This is a genomic window from Edaphobacter sp. 4G125, assembly GCF_014274685.1.
Classification (GTDB): domain Bacteria; phylum Acidobacteriota; class Terriglobia; order Terriglobales; family Acidobacteriaceae; genus Edaphobacter.
On record NZ_CP060393.1, the window covers coordinates 1,106,019 to 1,125,749 of the forward strand.

General features: G+C 56.2%; 17 protein-coding genes and 1 tRNA gene. 13 read left to right on the plus strand and 5 right to left on the minus strand.

Annotation, left to right across the window (positions count from 1 at the left end; all coding sequences use genetic code 11):
- Positions 1–28 precede the first annotated feature (28 nt).
- On the plus strand, positions 29–1,471 hold the full coding sequence (locus H7846_RS04625; RefSeq protein ID WP_186695348.1) for a phosphoglucomutase/phosphomannomutase family protein: 1,443 nt from the start codon (positions 29–31) through the stop codon (positions 1,469–1,471).
- Positions 1,468–2,136, plus strand: a complete 669-nt coding sequence (locus H7846_RS04630) for an HAD-IA family hydrolase (protein WP_186695349.1) — start codon at positions 1,468–1,470, stop codon at positions 2,134–2,136. The genes H7846_RS04625 and H7846_RS04630 overlap by 4 nt, the downstream gene beginning before the upstream one ends.
- Here the strand turns inward: H7846_RS04630 and kdsB are convergent.
- Positions 2,114–2,857 (minus strand): 3-deoxy-manno-octulosonate cytidylyltransferase, encoded by a 744-nt coding sequence (kdsB, locus tag H7846_RS04635; protein ID WP_255460842.1) that lies wholly within the window; start codon positions 2,855–2,857, stop codon positions 2,114–2,116. The two genes, H7846_RS04630 and kdsB, sit on opposite strands and share 23 nt — an antisense overlap.
- Before the next feature lie 118 nt (positions 2,858–2,975).
- Between kdsB and H7846_RS04640 the strand changes: the two genes are divergently transcribed.
- The 3 genes from H7846_RS04640 to H7846_RS04650 all read left to right on the plus strand — a co-directional run bounded on the left by H7846_RS04640 (position 2,976) and on the right by H7846_RS04650 (position 6,894).
- Positions 2,976–3,052: transfer RNA gene (locus H7846_RS04640), tRNA-Met, on the plus strand.
- A 131-nt stretch (positions 3,053–3,183) separates the two neighbouring features.
- Complete coding sequence (locus H7846_RS04645; protein WP_186695351.1) at positions 3,184–4,419, plus strand: S41 family peptidase; 1,236 nt, start codon at positions 3,184–3,186, stop codon at positions 4,417–4,419.
- A 96-nt stretch (positions 4,420–4,515) separates the two neighbouring features.
- Positions 4,516–6,894: a penicillin-binding protein 1A gene (locus tag H7846_RS04650; protein ID WP_255460843.1), complete on the plus strand. Its 2,379-nt coding sequence runs from the start codon at positions 4,516–4,518 to the stop codon at positions 6,892–6,894.
- On the opposite strand, the gene ribF is transcribed toward H7846_RS04650, so the two are convergent.
- From ribF to ygfZ, 4 genes are read right to left on the minus strand one after another with little or no spacing between them, the layout of a single operon-like run.
- On the minus strand, positions 6,860–7,837 hold the full coding sequence (gene ribF, locus H7846_RS04655) for a riboflavin biosynthesis protein RibF (RefSeq protein ID WP_370561352.1): 978 nt from the start codon (positions 7,835–7,837) through the stop codon (positions 6,860–6,862). The genes H7846_RS04650 and ribF overlap by 35 nt on opposite strands.
- Positions 7,834–8,622: an MBL fold metallo-hydrolase gene (locus H7846_RS04660; RefSeq protein WP_186695353.1), complete on the minus strand. Its 789-nt coding sequence runs from the start codon at positions 8,620–8,622 to the stop codon at positions 7,834–7,836. The genes ribF and H7846_RS04660 overlap by 4 nt, the downstream gene beginning before the upstream one ends.
- Positions 8,623–8,625: 3 nt before the next feature.
- Positions 8,626–9,246 carry a DUF1844 domain-containing protein gene (locus H7846_RS04665; protein WP_186695354.1) on the minus strand — a complete coding sequence of 207 codons (621 nt, stop codon included), beginning with the start codon at positions 9,244–9,246 and terminating at the stop codon, positions 8,626–8,628.
- Between the two features lie 4 nt (positions 9,247–9,250).
- Entirely contained in the window at positions 9,251–10,282 is a 1,032-nt protein-coding gene (gene ygfZ, locus H7846_RS04670; protein ID WP_186695355.1) for a CAF17-like 4Fe-4S cluster assembly/insertion protein YgfZ, read from the minus strand.
- Positions 10,283–10,367: 85 nt separating this feature from the next.
- Between ygfZ and H7846_RS04675 the strand changes: the two genes are divergently transcribed.
- The 8 genes from H7846_RS04675 to mpl are packed head-to-tail and all read left to right on the plus strand — an operon-like array spanning position 10,368 to position 19,408.
- On the plus strand, positions 10,368–11,942 hold the full coding sequence (locus tag H7846_RS04675) for a hypothetical protein (protein ID WP_186695356.1): 1,575 nt from the start codon (positions 10,368–10,370) through the stop codon (positions 11,940–11,942).
- Positions 11,939–12,799, plus strand: a complete 861-nt coding sequence (locus H7846_RS04680) for an S-methyl-5'-thioadenosine phosphorylase (RefSeq protein WP_186695357.1) — start codon at positions 11,939–11,941, stop codon at positions 12,797–12,799. Before H7846_RS04675 ends, H7846_RS04680 begins: the two co-directional genes overlap by 4 nt.
- A gap of 49 nt (positions 12,800–12,848) precedes the next feature.
- On the plus strand, positions 12,849–13,790 hold the full coding sequence (locus H7846_RS04685) for a PfkB family carbohydrate kinase (RefSeq protein ID WP_186695358.1): 942 nt from the start codon (positions 12,849–12,851) through the stop codon (positions 13,788–13,790).
- On the plus strand, positions 13,777–15,420 hold the full coding sequence (locus tag H7846_RS04690; protein ID WP_186696179.1) for an ArnT family glycosyltransferase: 1,644 nt from the start codon (positions 13,777–13,779) through the stop codon (positions 15,418–15,420). Before H7846_RS04685 ends, H7846_RS04690 begins: the two co-directional genes overlap by 14 nt.
- A 43-nt stretch (positions 15,421–15,463) precedes the next feature.
- Positions 15,464–16,165, plus strand: coding sequence for an MgtC/SapB family protein (locus H7846_RS04695; protein WP_186695359.1), 702 nt, complete (start codon positions 15,464–15,466; stop codon positions 16,163–16,165).
- A gap of 8 nt (positions 16,166–16,173) precedes the next feature.
- Positions 16,174–16,977, plus strand: coding sequence for a diaminopimelate epimerase (dapF, locus tag H7846_RS04700; protein ID WP_186696180.1), 804 nt, complete (start codon positions 16,174–16,176; stop codon positions 16,975–16,977).
- A complete protein-coding gene (locus tag H7846_RS04705; RefSeq protein WP_186695360.1) occupies positions 16,974–17,924 on the plus strand; it encodes a S66 peptidase family protein in 951 nt (316 codons plus the stop codon). Before dapF ends, H7846_RS04705 begins: the two co-directional genes overlap by 4 nt.
- Positions 17,925–17,959: 35 nt before the next feature.
- The gene (gene mpl / locus H7846_RS04710; RefSeq protein ID WP_186695361.1) at positions 17,960–19,408 is read left to right on the plus strand and encodes a UDP-N-acetylmuramate:L-alanyl-gamma-D-glutamyl-meso-diaminopimelate ligase; all 1,449 of its coding nucleotides are present in this window, start codon (positions 17,960–17,962) and stop codon (positions 19,406–19,408) included.
- Positions 19,409–19,731 lie beyond the last annotated feature (323 nt).

Below are 19,731 nucleotides of genomic sequence, written 5' to 3' on the forward strand. Positions count from 1 at the left end.
ATTGAAGGCATTTGCGAAACGAAAAACTATGGCAGAGATCAAGACAGTAGTGAAGTTTGGGACGGATGGCTGGCGCGGCGTAATTGCCGATGATTTTACCTATGCCAATGTTCGTGTAGCGGCGGGTGCGATTGCTAACTATGTTTTAGAGCATGAAGATGCCAAGGCTGGCGTCTGTATCGGGTGGGACACTCGCTTTGCTTCGCTCTCGTTTGCCAGAGTCGTTGCTGAGGTCCTGGCTAAGGCGGGTATTCCGGCGCAGATTGCGAAGGAGATCACTCCGACTCCGGCGCTGTCGTTTGCGGTGCGAGCGCGGAAAGCTGCCGGCGGTGTGATGATTACATCGAGCCACAATCCAGCCGAATGGAATGGCGTGAAATACAAGGCGACGTATGGTGGATCTGGCAAACCTTCGATTATGGCCTCGATTGAGAGCTATCTTCTGAAGCCGGTTCCGCAAGCGGAGAAAGCGGCACCGATTGAAGAGGCCGATTTCGCTCCGGAGTACATTGCCGCGCTGGAGAAGTTTGTTGATCTGAAGGCGATCCAAGCGAGCGGATATAAATTCCTGGTCGATGTGATGTATGGAGCGGGCCGTGGCGTTCTTGCAGGGATCTTCTCCCGCGCAGGCGTTCCATTTGTGGAGATCCGCAACGAGATTAACCCGGCATTTCCTGGGATCAATCCTGAGCCGATTCTGCCTCACATCAAAGCAACACAGGAGGCAGTCGCCGTGGAGAAGTGCGATGCCGGCCTCATTACCGACGGCGATGCCGATCGCATTGGTGCTGTGGATGAGCACGGCAATGTAGTGGATGCGCACAGAATCTTCTCCATTCTGCTGTGGTGGCTACTGGAGCGGAAGAAGTGGCCTGGTGAGGTGACCCGGGCGTTCAATACGACGAAGATGATCGATCGCATCGCCGCGAAGTATGGCCGTAAGCTGAACGAACATGGGATCGGCTTCAAATATGTTGTGGACTTCATGCTCGAGAAGGAGGTCCTGATCGGCGGCGAAGAATCGGGAGGAGTGGGGATCAGCAAGCATCTGCCGGAACGTGATGGTTTGTTGAACTCATTGTTACTGGCCAATGTGATGGCTGATGAGAAGAAGACGCTGGGTGAGCTGGTTACCATGCTGCAGACAGAGTTTGGTGTGCATGAGTATGGGCGCGTGGATATGCATATCGAAGAAGAGATTAAGCAGTCTGCGATTGCGCGGGCCAAGGCCGGAGTGACAGAACTGGCTGGCATGAAGGTGTTGCGAACGGAGATGCTGGATGGGATCAAGTTCTTCCTGGAGAATCCGGGTTGCGCGAACAAACCCAATGCAGCGGAGACGTGGCTGCTGCTACGTGCATCGGGGACGGAGCCGCTGTTGCGCGTGTACTGCGAGAGCTGCTCGAAGGAGTCCGTGGAGAAGGTCCTAGCGGCTGGGCAGGCTTTCGTACTGAAAGGGGCGCAGGCTTGAGCGAGCTGGTGAAGGTAGAAGCAAAGGGCCTGCTGTTCGATATGGACGGCGTGTTGATCAGCTCGATCGGTTCGGTCGTGCGTTGTTGGCGAATCTGGGCCAAGCGGCATGGAATCCCCAATGCGGAGACTTACAACGTTCCGCATGGCATGCGAGCGATCGAGATTGTTAAAAGCCTTCGACCCGATATGGACCCCGTGGAGGGACTGCGCGAGATTGAAGATCTGGAGATTGCCGATACGGCGGATCTCAAGGTGCTACCGGGCGCGAAAGAGTTGCTGCAGAGTCTTCCTCCGGACCGTTGGGCAATTGTGACCTCGGCGACGCGACGACTTATGCTGGGGCGTCTTGAAGTTGCGGGATTACCTGCCCCGGATCGCATCGTGAGCGCAGACGATGTGGAGCGGGGAAAGCCCGATCCAGAGCCCTATCGTCGCGGTGCAGAACTACTGGGTTGCAGGCCGGAAGACTGCGTCGTTGTCGAGGATGCTCCTTCAGGTATAGGAGCCGGAAAAGCCGCAGGCGCACAGGTGCTGGGCGTATTGGGAACACACTCGATGAGCGAATTGAATGAGGCGGACTGGGTGGTGAGATCGCTGGAAGAGGTCTCGGTGCAGAAGTCGATGAAGGGACAGTTGGAGATCAGCTTTTCCCAGACCCGTTAAGGGATTGCTGCATCAAAATCTTTTCTACCAGGCGAAGATCTTCTTCTGTATCGACACCGATGGTGTCGAATGGCGTGGGTTCGACATAGAGGCTGACTCCGTTTTCAAGAAAGCGGAGCTGCTCGAGCCGTTCCGTGTGTTCGAGTGTACTCGAGGCAAGCGTCGGAAATCGCTGTAGCGCAGCTTTGCGATAGGCATAGAGGCCGATGTGTTTCCAGTATTGCGCGGGATTACCATCGCGGTTGTAAGGAATGGTAGAGCGGGAAAAGTAGAGGGCGCGTCCATCGGCCGCCGTAACCACCTTCACTGCATTCGGATTGTGGATGTTCTCTGGCGTACAGAGAACCTTGAGGGTCGAAACCTCAACGTGGGGTTTGGCGAAGGGATGAAGCAGCGCGGTAATGTGCTCCGGCTTCAGGAGTGGCTCATCGCCCTGGATGTTGACGTAGATATCCGCATCGACGATTTGAGCGACGGCGTGGACGCGGTCGGTACCGCTGGGCAATGCGGGTGAGGTGAGCTGGCAGGTCCAGCTATTCTGCTTGCACAGGTCGGCGATCTCCTCGGAGTCGGTGGCGACCAGAAGGTCATTCAGCTGAGGACAGGCCCGGGCTGCCTCCCAGACCCAGGCAAGCATGGGGCGGCCTGCAATCGGACGAAGAATCTTGCGTGGGAGTCGGGTAGAAGCCAGCCGCGCCGGGATAACGCCAATGATGCGCAAGGGTTTGTCTCCACTGGGCTTTTCCGTCTGGGCGGAATCAAGTATGATGGAATCTGGCTGTGCCGCGACGGTTCTCCTTCTGAATCGTAACTTCTGGCGGGCATAGTCTTCCTGCATCGGCGGTGTAGCTCAGATGGTTAGAGCGACGGACTCATAACCCGTAGGTCAGTGGTTCGATCCCACTCACCGCCACCAAAAAACTACAACCAAAGTGCTGAAAAGACACCCCCCTGTTGCGACTCTTTGTACGAGAGTATCATTTTGTCAGCGCGGTTCGTCTAAACGCCTGTTGGGTGGTTTTGATCGCCCTGGAGATTTCTGTACCTATGCCGAAGATTTCGAAGATCCTTCTGCTGACCGTCTCGGCGGCCCTTGTACTGACGGTATTTCTTGGAGTCAATTCCAGCGGCGTAAACGCCGCGACGGACGATCAGGATGGCGCTTACCGGCAGATCAATGTCTATAGCGAAGTGCTGCGGCATATCCAGACAGATTATGTAGTAGAACCGAATATTCCTCAGGTAACCAACGGGGCCATGCGCGGGTTGTTGGAGTCTCTGGATGCGGATTCGAGCTATCTCACGGCCGACGATTACAAGGCATTCAAGGCTGACAAAGAAAAAGGCGCGAAGGCTCAAGTCGGAATCAACGTCTCAAAGCGTTGGGGGTATGCGACGGTGGTTTCCATCGTTCCAGGAAGTCCTGCCGACAAGGTGAACCTGAATGATGGCGACATCATCGAAGCTATCGACGACCATGACACTCGCGATATCTCCCTGGCAATGATCCGTATGATGCTGGAAGGCGCTCCAGGAAGTCAGGTGTCGATCTCTGTGGTTCGTCCGCGCAAGGCAGTTCCGGACAAAATCACGATGACGCGGCAGATGATTACACAACCTGCGACCAGCGAGACGATGTACGAAAACTCATCCATCTTGTATCTGAAGCCGGGCATTCTTGACCGCGAGCATGTGCAGCAGGTGGAGAGCAAGCTGAAGGGTATGCAGAAGGCTGGCAACAAGAAGATTCTGCTGGACCTTCGTGATGTAGCGGCAGGCGATATACCAGAGGCGATTCGGATGGCAAACTTCCTGCTGAAGTCGGGAACGATCACTATCCTGGCAGGCCAAAAGGTGGAGAAGCAGACTTTTACGGCTGAATCTTCGAAGGCGATTAATACGACCTCGCCGGTGGTGGTCCTGGTGAACCGTGGAACCGCAGGTCCAGCGGAAGTGGTTGCAGCTGCCCTGATGGACAATCACCGCGCTGACCTGGTGGGCGAGAAGACTTTTGGCGAAGGCTCGCAGCAGAAGACCTTTGAGCTGCCAGACGGCGCTGCATTGATTCTTTCGGTCGCAAAGTACGAGTCTCCTTCAGGCAAGAAGCTGGAAAATGAAGGCGTAACGCCTGGGGTTCTGGTGGCCTCGAATCTTGATGACAACGGTCCGATCGACGATGGCGATGCCACAGTACAGACGCAGCCGGAGACGAAGAAGCCCAGTGTCTCTGTCGATGATCAGCTAAATAAAGCGTTGGATTTGCTCAAGAGCAAGGCTGCCTGATCTGAATTTTCAGTCGTATAAGTTCTGATTCCGGGACCCGCCTTCCGCGGGGATCGGTCCACCTTTGGATGGGCCGATCATGCTATGGTGAGGGCTGTGCCGAGCTTATTCAGACGCGAGGAAGAGAAGGCGGGAGATGCGTCCGAGCCAATCTGGAAGCAACTTTTGCATCGGCTGGTTTCCGGGCCAGAGTATCCCAGTCGAAGGCGAGCCCGTCTTGCCACTTTCTATGTTCTGCTCGGGCTTTCGTCGGTCTTCGGAGCGCTCTGCGGGTTGATGCTCGTCTACTCTATCGATCTGCCAGAGGTCGATGATCTTACCCGCTATCGTCCAAATACGACGACTGAATTGTTGGATGTCCATGGTCGACCGTTTGGATCGTTTGCGCTGGAACGCCGCGTGGTGGTTCCATACTCGGAGTTCCCTCCGGTCCTGAAAGAGGCCATCCTTTCGATTGAAGATAAGAGTTTTGAGAGCAACTGGGGCGTGAACCTGGTGCGCGCAGTGGGGGCTGCCTATCGAGACCTGCATGATCAGCGGCGCAGTCAGGGATCGTCAACAATCACGATGCAATTGTCGCGGAATCTGTTTCTCTCAACCGAGAAAACCTTTGGGAGAAAGTTCCAGGAGGTCATCCTCTCGATGCAGATTGAGAGGAGATTTACGAAGAACCAGATCTTCGAGCTTTATGCGAACCAGATCTATCTTGGTCGCGGGACCTATGGGTTCGAAGCAGGAGCAGAGTACTACTTCAATAAGCATGTGCGCGACTTAACGTTATCTGAGGCTGCGCTGCTGGCGGCTCTTCCCAAGGGGCCGGAGTATTATTCACCGGTGCGTTACCCAGAGCGTGCACTGAAGCGTCGGAACCTCGTGCTCAGTGAGATGCGGCAGGACGGAAAGATCACGATTGATCAGGAGGAGACGGCGAAGGCGACTCCATTGGGCCTACATGTCCAGACGCCTCCGAACAGCATTGCGCCTTATTTTGTGGAAGAGGTGCGGAGGCAGCTCGAGCGGGAGTATGGAGTTGACGAGGTGCATGGCGCCGGCTTGCGCGTCTATACGACGCTCGATCTTGATTTGCAGGCGGTTGCCAATAAAGCTGTACTCGATGGCGCCGCCAGCTATGAACGACGTGAGGGATGGAAGGGAAATCTCCAGAATATTGTGCTGACAGGGGATGATATCGAGACATATAAGCATCCCGACTGGATCCAGCCCATCATGAAAGATACCTATGTGCATGGCGTCGTTACTTCAGTCGAAGCAAAGCGAGTGACGGTGAAGCTTGGTGATCAGATCGCGGTACTGACTCCCGATGACTGGAAGTGGACGCAGTACTCTGAGGCCGACAGCTTTTTACGAAGCGGTGATCTGGTGTATCTGAAGATTGAAGGGCCTGGGCCTGAAAAGACGTGGAAGGCATCGTTGCAGCAGGATTCAGGTGCTCAGGCTGCTCTGATGGCTGTGGACAATGCGACCGGCGAGGTTGTCGCGATGGTTGGCGGCCGAGACTTCGCGCTGTCCCAGTTCAACCGTGCGACACAGGCGAAGCGACAAGTGGGTTCGTCCTTCAAGCCTTATGTCTACACGACGGCGATTGAGGCGGGAGCCAAGCCGACGGATATTATTGTCGATGGTCCGACGACGTTTCCGACGCCCGGTGGCCCGTATACTCCACGCAACTATGAGGGGGATTATCGTGGACCGATGTCGCTGCTGTATGCCTTTGCGGAGTCACGAAATATCCCTGCCCTGAAGCTGGCTTCGCATGTGGGGATTCGCAAAGTCATTGATACGGCGCACAGGTTTGGAATTACAAGCGACATCCCGCCATTTTTGCCGGTCGCATTAGGATCGGCCGACATCTCGCTCTACGAACAGGTAGGAGCCTACAGTGTATTCCCGAACGATGGGATACGAATTGCGCCGCACTATATTCGCAAGGTGATGCAGGCCGATGGTCTTCCTCTCGATGAGAAGCCTACGGACGTGCGAGAGGTGATCTCTGTAGAGACAGCGCGCACGATGATGGAGCTGTTGCAGGCCGTGGTGCGAATGGGAACTGGCGGGGCAGCTTCTCAGCTGAAGCATCCTCTCGGAGGCAAGACCGGTACAACCAACAACTACACCGATGCATGGTTTATCGGGTTCTCTCCTTCGGTGACATGCGGTACCTGGATCGGGTATGACAATCGGCAGTCGCTGGGGGAGAAGGAGACCGGGGCGCGTGCTGCTCTTCCCATCTGGATGGACTTCATGCGTGTCGCAATTGCTAACAAGCCGGACGAAGTTTTTCCTGCAGAGGGAACTCCAAAGAAGATGCTTAATGTGGCTGTGAGTAAGGCCGGTGCGCCGGCGAAAGCAGCTGCGGACGATGATGTCGAACCAGCCAAGGCTCCCAGTTCATCGAAACCGAGTGCGCCCGCAACTCGTTCTACTTCTGTGAAACCAACAGGCGGCACAAATTAAAGTAGCGTTGAGCACGACGCACATCGCGTCCAATCTGCTCGCGTAGAGCTTCAGGCGAAGGCCAGCGAATCTCATCGCGCAGGTGATGAAGAAACGTGAGCTGAAGCGGAGTCTGCTCTGTCAGGTCGATGGGATGGAAGTTGAGTAGATGGGATTCGATCGTGAAGGAATCTTCTCCAAACGTCGGACGGTTGCCGACGTTGGTGACGGCATTGAAGCGTTCGCCATCAATTGTGAGAGTCGTGATGTAGACGCCAATGGCAGGAATTAACTCTGAATAGGGTGCCAGGTTGATTGTCGGAACGGTATAGCGTGTGCCATAGCCTCGACCCGAGGCTGGCGTGTTGACGATACGAAACGGGCGGCCAAGCAGAGCGCGGGCATCGCCGACCTTGCCCGCGGCGATGAGCTGACGAATGCGGCTTGAAGATACAGCACTGCCTCGTAGAATACGCGGAGAGTAGATCGCGACGCGAAAGCCGAGTTCCAGACCAAGAGCCTCAAGCGATTCCACTCCCGCCTCTGCGCGGTACCCAAAGCGGAAATTCTCACCTTCATGCAGTTCAATAACGTTGAGGGCTTGCCGGAGTATCTTCTCTGCGAAAGTTCGTGCGGGCGTAAGCGAGAGATCGTGTGTAAAGGGAAGGACGAGCGTAGCGTCGATTCCTGTTGCTGCAAGTAGCTCAAGCTTTTGCGCCAACGGAGTGATGAGAGGTTGGCTGGTTTCAGGACGGAGGACACGAACCGGATGTGGATCGAAGGTGATGGCGAGAGAACGGGCATTGAGCGCGTGAGCTCGTTCGATAACCTCGCGGATCACCCATTGATGGCCACGATGCACCCCATCAAAGTTGCCAATCGTGGCTACCGTAGGGCCGAACTGTTCGGGAATTTCAGAGAGGGAACGGAAGATCTGCATGCGGCTCATCGTCGTACTCGTCATCCAGCGATCTCAAAGGTGAGCTGGAGGCCATCATAAGCAAGCTGCACGTTCGGCGGAAGCTCTGCCTCAGTTACTACATGATCGAGGTCGTGGCTGATGTGAGTAAAAAAAGCTCGCTTCGGCTTGAGTTGTTCGACAAAGCCTAGAGAGCGCTCAAGGTGCGAGTGACTGGGATGAGGCTGACGGCGCAGGGCATCGAGAATGAGGATGTCGAGGTCCTGAAGCAGTGGAACGCTTTCGGGAGGGATATCGCTCATATCCGTAAGGTAAGCCGCCGAACCGAAGCGATATCCGGTGATGGTCTGGACTCCGTGAGTGACGGGAATACGCTGAAAGCAGGCGCCAAAGAGGTCGAATCCAGCTCCAGGTGTCTCATCGATGCGATGAATCTGCACACGCGCACTGGTGGGATAACGGTCTTTATCGCGAAAGGTGTAGTCGAAGATACGCTCGATCGTGCTCGCTGTTTCATCGTCGGCATATAAGGGGAGACCTCCGGGAAGCTGAAAGCTCAGCGGGCGAAGATCGTCGAAGCCTAGGATGTGGTCAGCGTGGCCGTGCGTGTAGAGCACGGCATCGACATGACGAACATTTTCGCGGAGAGCCTGTGCATGGAAGTCCGGACCGGTATCAACAAGGACGATGTGGTTGTTGTAAGCCAGACGCAGAGACGGGCGCGTGCGACGATTCCGCAGATCTGCAGAGGTGCAGACCGTGCAGTCGCATCCGAGCGTAGGCACTCCCATCGAGGTGCCGGTACCGAGAAAGGTGAGCGTCGCTTCCATTCGCTAACGAACGATGCTTGGCTTTCCAGGAGTTGGATTCGGAGTCTTAGCAGATGCCGAGCGGGCCAGCGCCTGGGTGATCTCCAGGAACGCCATCCGCAGCTCAAACAGGGCACTTTCCAGGAGCCGATGCTCGGAGTCGGAGAGATTCCCTTTGGTCTTCTCTTCGAGAATGCCGAGCATATCGATGCTCTGGCGTGCACCCATTAGATCGACCTGCGGTTGCTGACCTTCTGGGGTGGCTCCACCAAGCTGAACGATAGTGGTCATGTAGATGGATTGCACCAGCGTCTCGAAAGTCATCGCCGGCGGATGATCCGCTCCCGGATTTGCAGCGCGAATAGCCGTATCCAGGCGCTCTGCTGTGGCTTCATACGCAGCGCGGGATTGCTCCGTCTGTTCTGCGGTTGGTCCCGGTGGAAGGTCCTGCAGGTCGTCGTCGCTCGTGTGTTCTGTTTCCGACTCGCTAGCCTGCGCTGAAGTGGGAACTTCGATGGGGCCAGAGGTCTGTGCTGCCTCATGCTCGTCGCGCTCGGGTTCAGGAGAGATATCGGCGCGGGGTTCGCCGTCAAGGTTGAACTTACGGCGGTCGGTGATAACAAAGGGCTTATTTTGTTCGGACATGATGTCAGATTCTCTCTTGAAGTTCAGATGCTTGGGACGAGGATTTGGGCTCCACTACGGAAAAAGGAGAAGAATCAGGATGCGCCGTTCCGCCTGCGTATTGGATCGGTTCGTGGCGTTCGAGCGCTTCGCGACGGATATAACCCAGGGCCCGTTGCAGATTCCTACCGGCGAGTGGGATAGTAGCGAAGCTAGTAAGTTCTCCAGCCTGCTTTCCGGCTGATTCTAGAGCCGTACCGGATACAGGGAGCGTACCTTCAAGGCGGAAGCCCATAAAGGTGCGATGCACGTTACCGCGCGAACGGATGCGTTCGACGATCTCCTGGCCGAGGTAGCAGCCCTTGTTGAAGTGCAGGGCACGAGCCTGGTTGGTCTCCTGGGGAAGGTCGCGATCACGAATATCCGTGCCGTAAAGCGGCGTCCCTTCAAGGAGTCGCAGCCAGTCGAGAGGTTCTGCCTCACAAGGGATGGCCCCGTTTTCTTCAAGAGCCTTTCGCACCGCTCGCGCTTCTTCTTGTGTGCTAACCCACAATTCATAGCGGGGGACCAACGGATCATGAGCCCGGATCAGGGTGATCGTAGCGGAGTTCCATGTCAGCGTGCGGACTGCAAGCTCCGCGAAATCGTCAATTACCAGACCGAGTTGTGCCAGCAAAGAGGCAGCCTTTGGTCCGATCAGCGTCAATCCGTGCCGCGTGTCTGAGATATCGGCCAGTTCGACGTCGTCCATGATGATGTAGTGGTCGAGATAGGGGATCAGGGTTGCGACCTGGTTATGGCCAGTCTCGATCAAGAGTTCATCGGACGACGCAAAGATATTGCCATCGGCCTGAATTCGACCTTGAGCATTTAGAAAGAAGTTATAAGCGCCGGTTCCAGCCGCTAGATCCTGGACGGAGTTGGTCGCCATGCCATTGAGCCACCGGACGCGGTCCGATCCGGTCACTCGTATCCAGCCGATTTGATCGAGGGGGGCTACCCCAACCCCGTGAAGAAGAGCATCAAGCTGCGTGTTGGAGCCAGAAGTCAATGTCATAGCTGCTGATCGCACGACGGCGAAGCGAAACTCTGCGTACACTTGATTATAGCGGTCGAATCGAGAGGTGGGATTGCAGCAGCAGATGGCGAACAATTGGGCGGTACGGACGTGGCAATGGCTTGCAGGTGCTTTCTTATTGATGAGCCTGGCAACAGCCGGTTTTGCTCAAGTCGACCAGCAAAAGCAGGAAAGCAACAAACCGATGACGAAACAGCAGGCCAAGGAGCTGTTTCGTTCCGTCGATGAAATTCTGAACTTCGTCAGTGTCGATACGAAGCTCCCCATCGAGCACAGCGTAAAACGTAAGTTGATCTCCCGCGAAGAGGTTACAAAGTACCTTACGAAGAAGTTCGATGAGGACGAGAGCGCGCGAAGAATGGAGCGCTCTGAACTTGTTCTGAAAAAGTTTGGCTTGCTGGACCGTGACTTCCATCTGCGGCCATTTCTCCTGTCGCTGCTGACAGAGCAGATTGCAGGTTTTTACGACAACAAGACCAAGACCGTAAACCTGCTGGACTGGATTGAACCCGACCAGCAGAAGCCGGTACTGGCCCACGAGTTGACCCACGCCTTGCAGGACCAGAAGGTGAACCTGACCAAATGGTCCGATACGAGTCTGGACAGCGTTTCGCATAATGTTCAAGACGATAATCGCCATCTGGAGGTCGATGAGGCCGATACTGCGCGAGATGCGGTGGCTGAGGGACAGGCCATGGCGGTATTTATTGATTACACGCTGAAGTCGTCTGGTAAAACTCTGGCCGATGCCACACCGGAGATGATGGGTCGCCTGAAGGACCTGGCCGGAGATACGACCGGTTCACCCATTCTTGCTCGTGCGCCGCTCCTACTACAGGAGTCCTTGTTGTTTCCCTACAGCGATGGACTGAGCTTCGAGCATGCGGTATTGGTGAAGGGGGGTAAAGAAAGGGCCTTTGCAGGCGTTCTTGCGAATCCTCCCTCGTCAAGCTTTGAGATTCTTCATCCCGATGCCTATATGGCTCATGTTCCGGTGCCGGTGTTGCGAATGCCGGATATCCATCCCCTCATTGACGCTCAATATGAGCCTTATGATCTGGGCGTGATGGGAGAGCTGGATGTTCGAATCCTCGCTGAACTGTTTGGCGGCCGAGAGCTTGCGGCAGGTTTGGCTCCTGACTGGAATGGCGGAATCTATTACGCGGCACAGCGTAAATCCGCCACACCGGCTGAGAAGGAAACCTCAGCGTCCATCGGGCTGCTGTATTACTCGCGTTGGAAGAATCCTGATTCTGCAAGCACATTTATGCGTATCTACAGCTCTCAACTCGGGAGAAAGTATTCCAGATTGGAGAGACGGCAGAAGGATGAAGGCGGAGAGAACGAGCAGGTCTACTCCACCGAAGAGGGCGATGTCCTGTTGTCTATCTCAGGGACGAACGTCTTTGTGAGCGAAGGTTTTGATCTGTCGCTTGCTCGCAAGTTGAGGGACAGCATCGCGAACGCTCAGGCGGAAGGGCCAGTGCGAATTGTTCAGCAGGGACACGAACCGGCGCTCTCCCTGGCTCATATGCTCGGGTCGTATGGAATGCTCAAGCCAGCTCTGATGGGGCGATATACTTCTGAAGGGCACCCCATAAATACGCCCAGGTCAGCAGGTACAGGAGACGCATTTTGAAGAAGGCAGAGATTGGGATCATTGGCGGCAGCGGACTGTATGCGATGCCGGGACTTACGGATGTTCATGAAGAGAAGATAACGACGCCGTTCGGAGACCCATCAGACGCCTTTATTCTGGGAGAGTTGGAAGGGCGCAAGGTCGCATTTCTGGCGCGCCATGGACGGGGGCACCGCTTGCTTCCAAGCGAACTCAACTTCCGCGCCAATATTTATGGCATGAAGATGCTTGGTGTGGAGCGAATTCTTTCTGTCTCCGCGGTCGGCTCACTCAAGGAAGAGCATAAGCCGACCGACTTCGTGATGCCGGACCAGTTTATCGACCGCACTTTCGCGCGCAAGTCCACTTTCTTTGGTGAGGGGATTGTCGCGCACGTAGCTTTTGGTGATCCCGTCTGCGCAACCGTATCTTCTGTCTTCAAGAAGGCGTGCGATACCGTCGGAGTCGTTGGCAAGAGCGGAGGTACCTACGTGTGCATGGAAGGTCCGCAATTCTCTACTCGGGCAGAGTCGAACCTCTATCGTAGCTGGGGAGCTGACGTGATCGGCATGACGAACCTGCAGGAGGCCAAACTGGCTCGCGAGGCCGAGATTTGCTACGCGACGATGGCGATGGTTACGGATTACGACTGCTGGCACGAAGGCCATGATGATGTTACCGTCGATCAGATTGTAGCCGTCATGCACCAGAACGCGACCAATGCACAGAAGGTCGTTCGCGCTGCGGTCGCTGCCCTGCCGCAGGAAAAGACATGCGCTTGCGGCGACGCATTGAAGTACGCGATTCTTACCGATCGCAAGGCTATTCCTGCCGAGACCAAGCAGCGGTTGGATCTGCTGATCGGAAAGTATCTGTAAGTTCGGCTGACTTATATCTCCTTTGCTGCATCTTTGAGAAAGAGGATCGATGTCCATACTTGTTGTAGGTTCCGTAGCATTCGACAGCATTCAGACTCCGAGTGGCTCCGTGGAGAACTGTCTCGGCGGCGCGGCAACTCACTTTGCGCTTGCTGCCAGCTACTTTACGGATGTTCGTGTCATTGGAGTCGTGGGGAAGGACTTCACGCCCGAGCATGAAGCTGTTCTCACCCGTCGCGGAATTGATACTCGTGGAATCGAACGAGCCGATGGCCTCAGCTTCCACTGGACCGGTTCGTATGTGAATAACCTCAACGAAGCTCAGACGTTGAATACGGACCTGAATGTCTTCCAGAGCTTCGATCCGAAGATCCCCGAAGCCTATAGGGACAGCGAATATCTCTTCCTTGCGAACATCGACCCTGTCCTGCAGGCACGCGTCCGCAGCCAGATGCCAAAGGTTCGCCTGGTCTGCGGCGATACGATGAACTACTGGATTGCAGATCATCGGGCCAACCTGGAGAAGGTTCTTCGTGAGCTGGATGTCCTGTTGATCAATGATGGCGAAGTTCGTATGCTGGCCGGAGATCGCAATCTAGTCGTTGCTGCCAATAAAGTACTCGCGATGGGGCCGAAGACGCTTGTCGTCAAACATGGGGAGTACGGTGCGACCGCATTCTTCGGTGATCGTTCATTTCCCGGCGTCCGTGCGCTGCATCCTTTCCGTGCCCCGGCGCTTCCGTTGGCCGAGGTGGTCGATCCCACGGGAGCCGGCGACTCCTTCGCTGGAGGCTTTTACGGCTATCTCGCCTCCCAGCCGGAACTAACTCCGTGCAGCTTCCGCACGGCCATGTTCTACGGTGGCGTCATGGGATCGTTTGCTGTCGAGCGGTTTGGAACTGAGCGCCTACAGAACCTCACCCGAGAGGAGATCGACCAGCGATTCCGTCTCTTCAAGGAGATCTCGCATCTTGAGTATGAGAGCGCGTAGACGCAGTCCACGAAACGAGACAGGCAACCAGCTGGAACCGCTGAGCTTTGCAGTGCTTCCTTCCAAGCGGGAAGAGGCGATGCCATTCGCTATTGCAGCAGTGGCATTTGCTTTTATCGCTCTGATCGTCTGCATGGGGCGCGACTATCTTCTGCTCTACGGCGATGCGGTGGCTCATCTTGGCATCGCCCGCCGGATTCTCGATACGCGTAACCCTGGGCTGGTCCAGCTTGGCGGAGTATGGCTTCCGATGCCGCATCTGCTGATGCTGCCCTTCGTTCAAAAGATGCAGTGGTGGCAGAACGGCCTGGCAGGCGCCTGGCCCTCGCTCTTTTGCTACGTGCTGAGCGTTGCAGGGATCTATCGCCTGGCCCGGCGGATGGTGCCGCCGCAATGGGCAACCGTCGCGACTATCTTCTACGCGCTGAATCCTAATCTGCTCTATCTGTCGACCACGGCGATGACAGAGCCCTTATTCCTAGTCATCGTCATATGGGCGACGCTGCTCTCGATGGAGTGTAGCGATGCGATCCGGACCGCACGTATCGTCGCGGTCAATTGGCGGCTTGTTGCTCTTGGACTGTTGATTTTCGCAGCTGTTATGACCCGCTATGACGGCTGGATCTTCGGTGCGGCCGTATGGTGCGTCCTTACCTGGAAGATCTTTCAGTCAGAGAAGGTTCGTTCTCGCGCGATGCGCGGCTTTGCGATATTTACGATTCTGACGATTGCGGGCCCCATCGCATGGCTGGCTTATAACCAGCATTTCTTCCACGATGCCCTGGACTTCATGCGCGGTCCTTACTCGGCGCTTGCGATCGAAAATCGGACCTCGGCGGCAGGATCGCATCATCCGGGCTGGCATAATCCGTTTTGGGCCGCCGTGCTGTATCTGCGTACGGCGCAGCTCGATGCCTCGGTGTGGGAAACGGGTTTTGCCGTCGCCGCTGCGGCGATTGCAGGTGTCGTGATTGCCGTCCGTCGCAAGCTGGACCTGGTTTCGATACTGCTCTGGATTCCGCTTCCTTTCTACATCTACTCCATCGCGTTCGGGTCGATTCCGATCTTTATCCCGCCTTTGCAGCCGCACTCCTATTACAACTCGCGCTATGGCGTGGAGATGTTGCCGGCCTTTGCGATCTTCTCCTGTGTGTTCCTAGCATGGTTGCAACAGCGCTGCGCGTCCTGGCAGCCGATTTTGGCCCGATTGATGCATCCCATCGCGCTGTTGCTGATCGCAATCAATACGGTCTTCATGATGTATTGGGTGCCGCTGGTCTTGAAGGAGGCGATGGTGAATTCGACTACGCGTATTGCCTTTGAACAGGCCGTCGCCAATGAGCTGAAGACATTTCCCGCAGGTGTCCCCATCCTGATGTACAACTCTGATCATATCGGGGCGTTGCAGCGTGCAGGAATTCCGTTGAAGCAGACGATCAGCGAGACGGATTACGACAGCTGGAAGGCTGCTCTGGCCGATCCCGCCAAGCACGCCGCTTATGTGGTGGCAATGGTGGGCGATCCTGTTTCTGCCGCAGTGGAAGCGCATCCCAAAGACCTGACTGAGCTAGTAGTCCTGTGTACAACGGGCCAGCCCTGTGCTCGTTTTTATCGCTCCACTCATTTCTGAAACCTAAAGGAGGCGAGAGTGCTACTATCTCTCGCAGACCTCAATGCTTGTTCCTCAGTTTCATTTCAGTCAGATCGATCAGGAGTTATTGTCGACAGGAACCGTCGCCCGTCTACTGACGGCGTGTTTTCTGGGGGGTGCGATTGGGCTGGAGCGCGAGTGGCGTCATAAAGCAGCAGGGCTGCGGACGAATCTGCTGATATGTCTGGGATCTGCCTTCTTCACTCTGCTTTCTGCGGTTCTGGCTGGAGAAGGGAACCCCGACAAGGGCCGCGTAGCAGCAAATGTTGTCCAGGGGATTGGCTTCCTGGGTGCTGGCATCATTCTGCATAACCGTGACCGCGTCGTAGGATTGACTAGCGCGGCTACAGTCTTTGCAGTGGCTTCGATTGGCATGGCCAGCGGTGCGGGGCTCTATCTTGAAGCGGTGTTGGCAGCGATCATTACTCTGTTTGCACTATCGGCAGTCGGATATGTCGAATCGCGAGCTGGCTGGAAGCATATCTCGATGCTTTATGAGGTTCGTGGAACCAACCAGAGGGCCCTGTATATCACTGTGCTCAGTGTTTTGGATCGCATGGGAATTCGCCTGAATGTTGTGGAACGCGAAAGCATCGATGGGTTTGAAAGAATGGTGTTTTCCGTTCCTGCAAGTCGCCGCCGACACCAGGATCTGATTCAGGAGCTTCGTCAAAGCGCCTCGACCGATCAGGTTGTCGTCTTCCGCGATTCTGAGGAAGAATAAGCAGAGTGATGATTCCTTTTGTAAAAGCACATGCATGCGGTAACGACTTCCTAGTTCTTGAAGAAGAGGTTGCCCGACGTCAGCACGCCGCGCTGGCACGAAAACTGTGTAGCAGAAACACCAGCGTCGGTGCCGACGGAATTGAGTTTCTTGAGCGAAGGCCGAACGGCGAGTTTTTCCTCCGCCTGTTCAACGCCGATGGCAGCGAGGCAGAGCTCTCCGGCAATGGAACCCGTTGCGTCGCCGCATGGTTAGCCAGCTCCGAAGGAATCGACGAAATTGTCCTTGGTACGCATGGGGGACCGCGGCACTGTCGCGTCGTCGAAGATGCTGATCCTATCTACCTGATCGAGAGTGAGATGGGAGTTCCGCGCGTGATGGAACGTGTGATTGAGCTTCCTGGCGTTGGAAAGATCTCGGGAGCGATGGTCAATGTGGGAAACCCACATTTTGTGATCTTTGTTGACTCTGAGGACTTCGGATCGCACGGACTGAGTTGGCAAACACTCGGAGGACAGATCAGTGTAAGCCCGTTATTTCCTCATGGAACGAATGTGGAATTCGTAAAGGTTCTCTCCTCGGACGAGATTGCGTTCCGCATCTTCGAGCGCGGATGCGGGCCGACAACCTCCTCCGGGACTGGCACCTGCGCCTCTTCCGCTGCGGCCATGGCTCTGCGCGGTGTCCATCGCGAGTTGAAGGCTGTGGCCGAGGGCGGCATGCAGCGGACAGTCTGGACCGCGCAGGAGGATGTGATGCGGCTGACCGGACCTGCCGAGATTATCTGTCGCGGCGAGGTGGCCGCGCTGTGAACCAGGCGCGACGATCGTTTACCCGGCCGCCGGCCCTGCGCCCAGGCGCGACGCTGGCGGTGGTGTCTCCCGCGAGCACTCCAAAGCGTGATCTGGTTGAGCGCGGCATCGCAGAACTGGAGTCGGCAGGGTATCGCATTAAGCTCGGAAAGTATGCCTTCGGTGGTGGTCCGCTGTATTACGCCGGGACGGTAGAGGAGCGGGTAGAAGATCTGCACGCAGCGTTCGCCGATACGTCCGTCGATGGAATCATTTGCACCCGTGGCGGATGGGGATCGGCGGAGCTTCTGCCGCATCTGGATGCGCGGCTGATTCGTGCAAACCCGAAGGCGTTTATCGGATACAGCGATCACACTTCCCTGGAAATCTGGCTGCAAAACGAGGCCAACCTTGTCACCTTCTACGCCCCGATGGTCGCCTCGGACTTCGCGCGCGAGGGTGGGGTCGATCTCACAAGCTGGCGCAACACTTTTGAGGGAGTCGCCGAGTGGTCGCTTGGTTCTGTCGATGGTCTACGCGTTCTTCAACCAGGAGTCGGTGATGGAAACCTGCTCGGCGGATGCATCTCGATCCTTACCGCCGGTTTGGGAACGGCATATGCGTCGCAGCTGAACGGAAGCGTTCTTTTTCTTGAAGATATCGGGACCAAGCCCTATCAGTGGGACAGGATGCTGCTGCACCTTCGCTACTCGGGAAGGCTCGAGGATGTTCAGGGCATCGTCTTTGGAGACATGGAGCAGTGCGTTCCTCCTGAAGATCAGGAACAGCTGGAGCGTGCAATCCGGCACGGCCTGCGAGGATTCGTCGGCCCGGTCGCAATTGGTCTGCGATGCGGTCATGTGCATGGTGCGAACCGTACGCTTCCGCTTGGGGTTGCGGTCAAATTGGACCTTACCGAGGTTGGAAATCCGCGACTGACCTTTCTTGAGTCGGCGGTTTCAAGGTAGTCTTTCTTTGGATTCTTTAAAACACCCTTAGAGTGATGCGGAAACATATTTATTTAATTGGAATATGCGGCACCGCGATGGCGTCGCTGGCTGGAATGCTGAAGCAACAGGACCATGAAGTAACAGGATCGGACGCCGCGGCGTATCCTCCGATGAGCGATTTGCTACGCGAACTTGGCATTTCGGTGCACGAGCCCTACGCGGAGCGGAACCTCGACCGGCGGCCCGACCTGGTAATCATCGGCAACGCAATCTCGCGCGGCAACGTGGAGCTAGAGCGTGTGCTGGACGAGCGGATTCCGTTCTGCTCGATGGCATCGATCCTGCATGACGAGTTTCTGCAGGGACGCGAGTCACTGGTGGTCGCCGGGACGCACGGCAAGACCACGACGACCAGCATGCTGGCCTGGATCTATCAGATTGCCTCCGTTCACGATGCGAGTCTGGCACCGTCGTTTCTAATCGGTGGCGTGGCGGAGAACTTCGGCACCAGCTTTATGGTTCGTCCGACGAAGCCCTTCATCCTCGAAGGCGACGAGTATGACACGGCTTTCTTCGATAAAGGTCCGAAGTTTCTGCACTACTTTCCCGACGCAGCGATTCTGACGCACGTTGAGTTTGATCACGCCGATATCTACACCGATCTCGAGGCCGTGAAGACGGCGTTCAAGCGGTTCGTCAATCTGGTTCCGCGGCGTGGCCGCGTGGTGGCCTTCGATGGCAGCGAGAATGTTACCGAATGCGTGTCCAAGGCTTTCTGCAAAGTCGAGCGGTACGGCTTCCAGGAAGGCTCCCACTGGAGGATGACCGATCTGCGTCACGATGGGCCGCTGACACAATGGACCCTGTGGCGGGGCGGAGAACGGTTTGCCGAACTCTCACTGCCGATGGCGGGGGAGCACAACGCTCTGAATGCTACGGCGGCAGCGGCGCTGGCTTCCGGACAAGGAGTCCCGGTTGAAGCCATTGTCGAGGCTTTGAGGACCTTCCACAGCGTTAAGCGGAGGCTCGAAGTGAAGGCCGTCGCCGAAGGTGTGACGATCATCGACGACTTCGCGCATCATCCGACGGCGATCCGCGAGACGCTGCGAGCTCTCCGGGAGAGTCACCCAGGGCAGCGGCTCATTGCAGTTCTGGAGCCGCGATCGAATACATTGCGCAGAAATGTCTTCGAAGATGCCCTGATCGAAAGCCTGGCACTGGCAGACCGAGTTGTACTGGCCGGTGTCTTCAAGTCGGAGAACATCCCAGCGGCGGAGCGGCTCGACCCGGAACGGGTGGTCCACGGTTTGACCGAACGAGGGATTCCGGCGACGGTGTATCAGGATGCAGACGCAATTACGGCCGCACTTGCTCCCGAGGTGCGTAATGGAGACATCGTGGCAATCCTATCGAACGGAGGCTTCGGGGGGATCTACGAGAAGCTGCCGCGAGCGATTACAGAGAAGGCCATCGCCAGCCGTATGGCGGAGCGGTTTGCGTAAGCCCTCCCCCCATACATTTTCGTGCAAAGTATTCAAACCAAATATTTTAGGGGTAGACCTCCATTGAGATGGTCTCCCCCTTTTCTTTTTGAGAGGTCAATTAAAGAATACTGGATTGGCGAGGGTATATCTGCAACATCGATCTCTTTTGAGATGAGCGAGTTATGGGGAGATGGGCCTTGACAGTATGAAATACAGGGATTCTTCCCCCTTCGCGTTGATCCAGGGCCAGAATGACAGGAAGCCTGGCGGTAGAGGACGTTCCCCACCGAAGTCTCGCTTCGCGAGCCGAAGATGAGGCGTTCGAGCACAAGGGTGCCTCA

Excerpts from the sequence above, each read along its gene's own strand:
- H7846_RS04625 (WP_186695348.1), top strand. The coding sequence starts at position 29 with ATGGCAGAGATCAAGACAGTAGTGAAGTTTGGGACGGATGGCTGGCGC.
- H7846_RS04645 (WP_186695351.1), top strand. The coding sequence starts at position 3,184 with ATGCCGAAGATTTCGAAGATCCTTCTGCTGACCGTCTCGGCGGCCCTT.
- ribF (WP_370561352.1), bottom strand. The coding sequence starts at position 7,837 with ATGACGAGTACGACGATGAGCCGCATGCAGATCTTCCGTTCCCTCTCT.
- H7846_RS04660 (WP_186695353.1), bottom strand. The coding sequence starts at position 8,622 with ATGGAAGCGACGCTCACCTTTCTCGGTACCGGCACCTCGATGGGAGTG.
- H7846_RS04665 (WP_186695354.1), bottom strand. The coding sequence starts at position 9,246 with ATGTCCGAACAAAATAAGCCCTTTGTTATCACCGACCGCCGTAAGTTC.
- ygfZ (WP_186695355.1), bottom strand. The coding sequence starts at position 10,282 with ATGACATTGACTTCTGGCTCCAACACGCAGCTTGATGCTCTTCTTCAC.
- H7846_RS04675 (WP_186695356.1), top strand. The coding sequence starts at position 10,368 with ATGGCGAACAATTGGGCGGTACGGACGTGGCAATGGCTTGCAGGTGCT.
- H7846_RS04685 (WP_186695358.1), top strand. The coding sequence starts at position 12,849 with ATGTCCATACTTGTTGTAGGTTCCGTAGCATTCGACAGCATTCAGACT.
- H7846_RS04690 (WP_186696179.1), top strand. The coding sequence starts at position 13,777 with ATGAGAGCGCGTAGACGCAGTCCACGAAACGAGACAGGCAACCAGCTG.
- H7846_RS04695 (WP_186695359.1), top strand. The coding sequence starts at position 15,464 with ATGCTTGTTCCTCAGTTTCATTTCAGTCAGATCGATCAGGAGTTATTG.
- dapF (WP_186696180.1), top strand. The coding sequence starts at position 16,174 with ATGATTCCTTTTGTAAAAGCACATGCATGCGGTAACGACTTCCTAGTT.
- mpl (WP_186695361.1), top strand. The coding sequence starts at position 17,960 with ATGCGGAAACATATTTATTTAATTGGAATATGCGGCACCGCGATGGCG.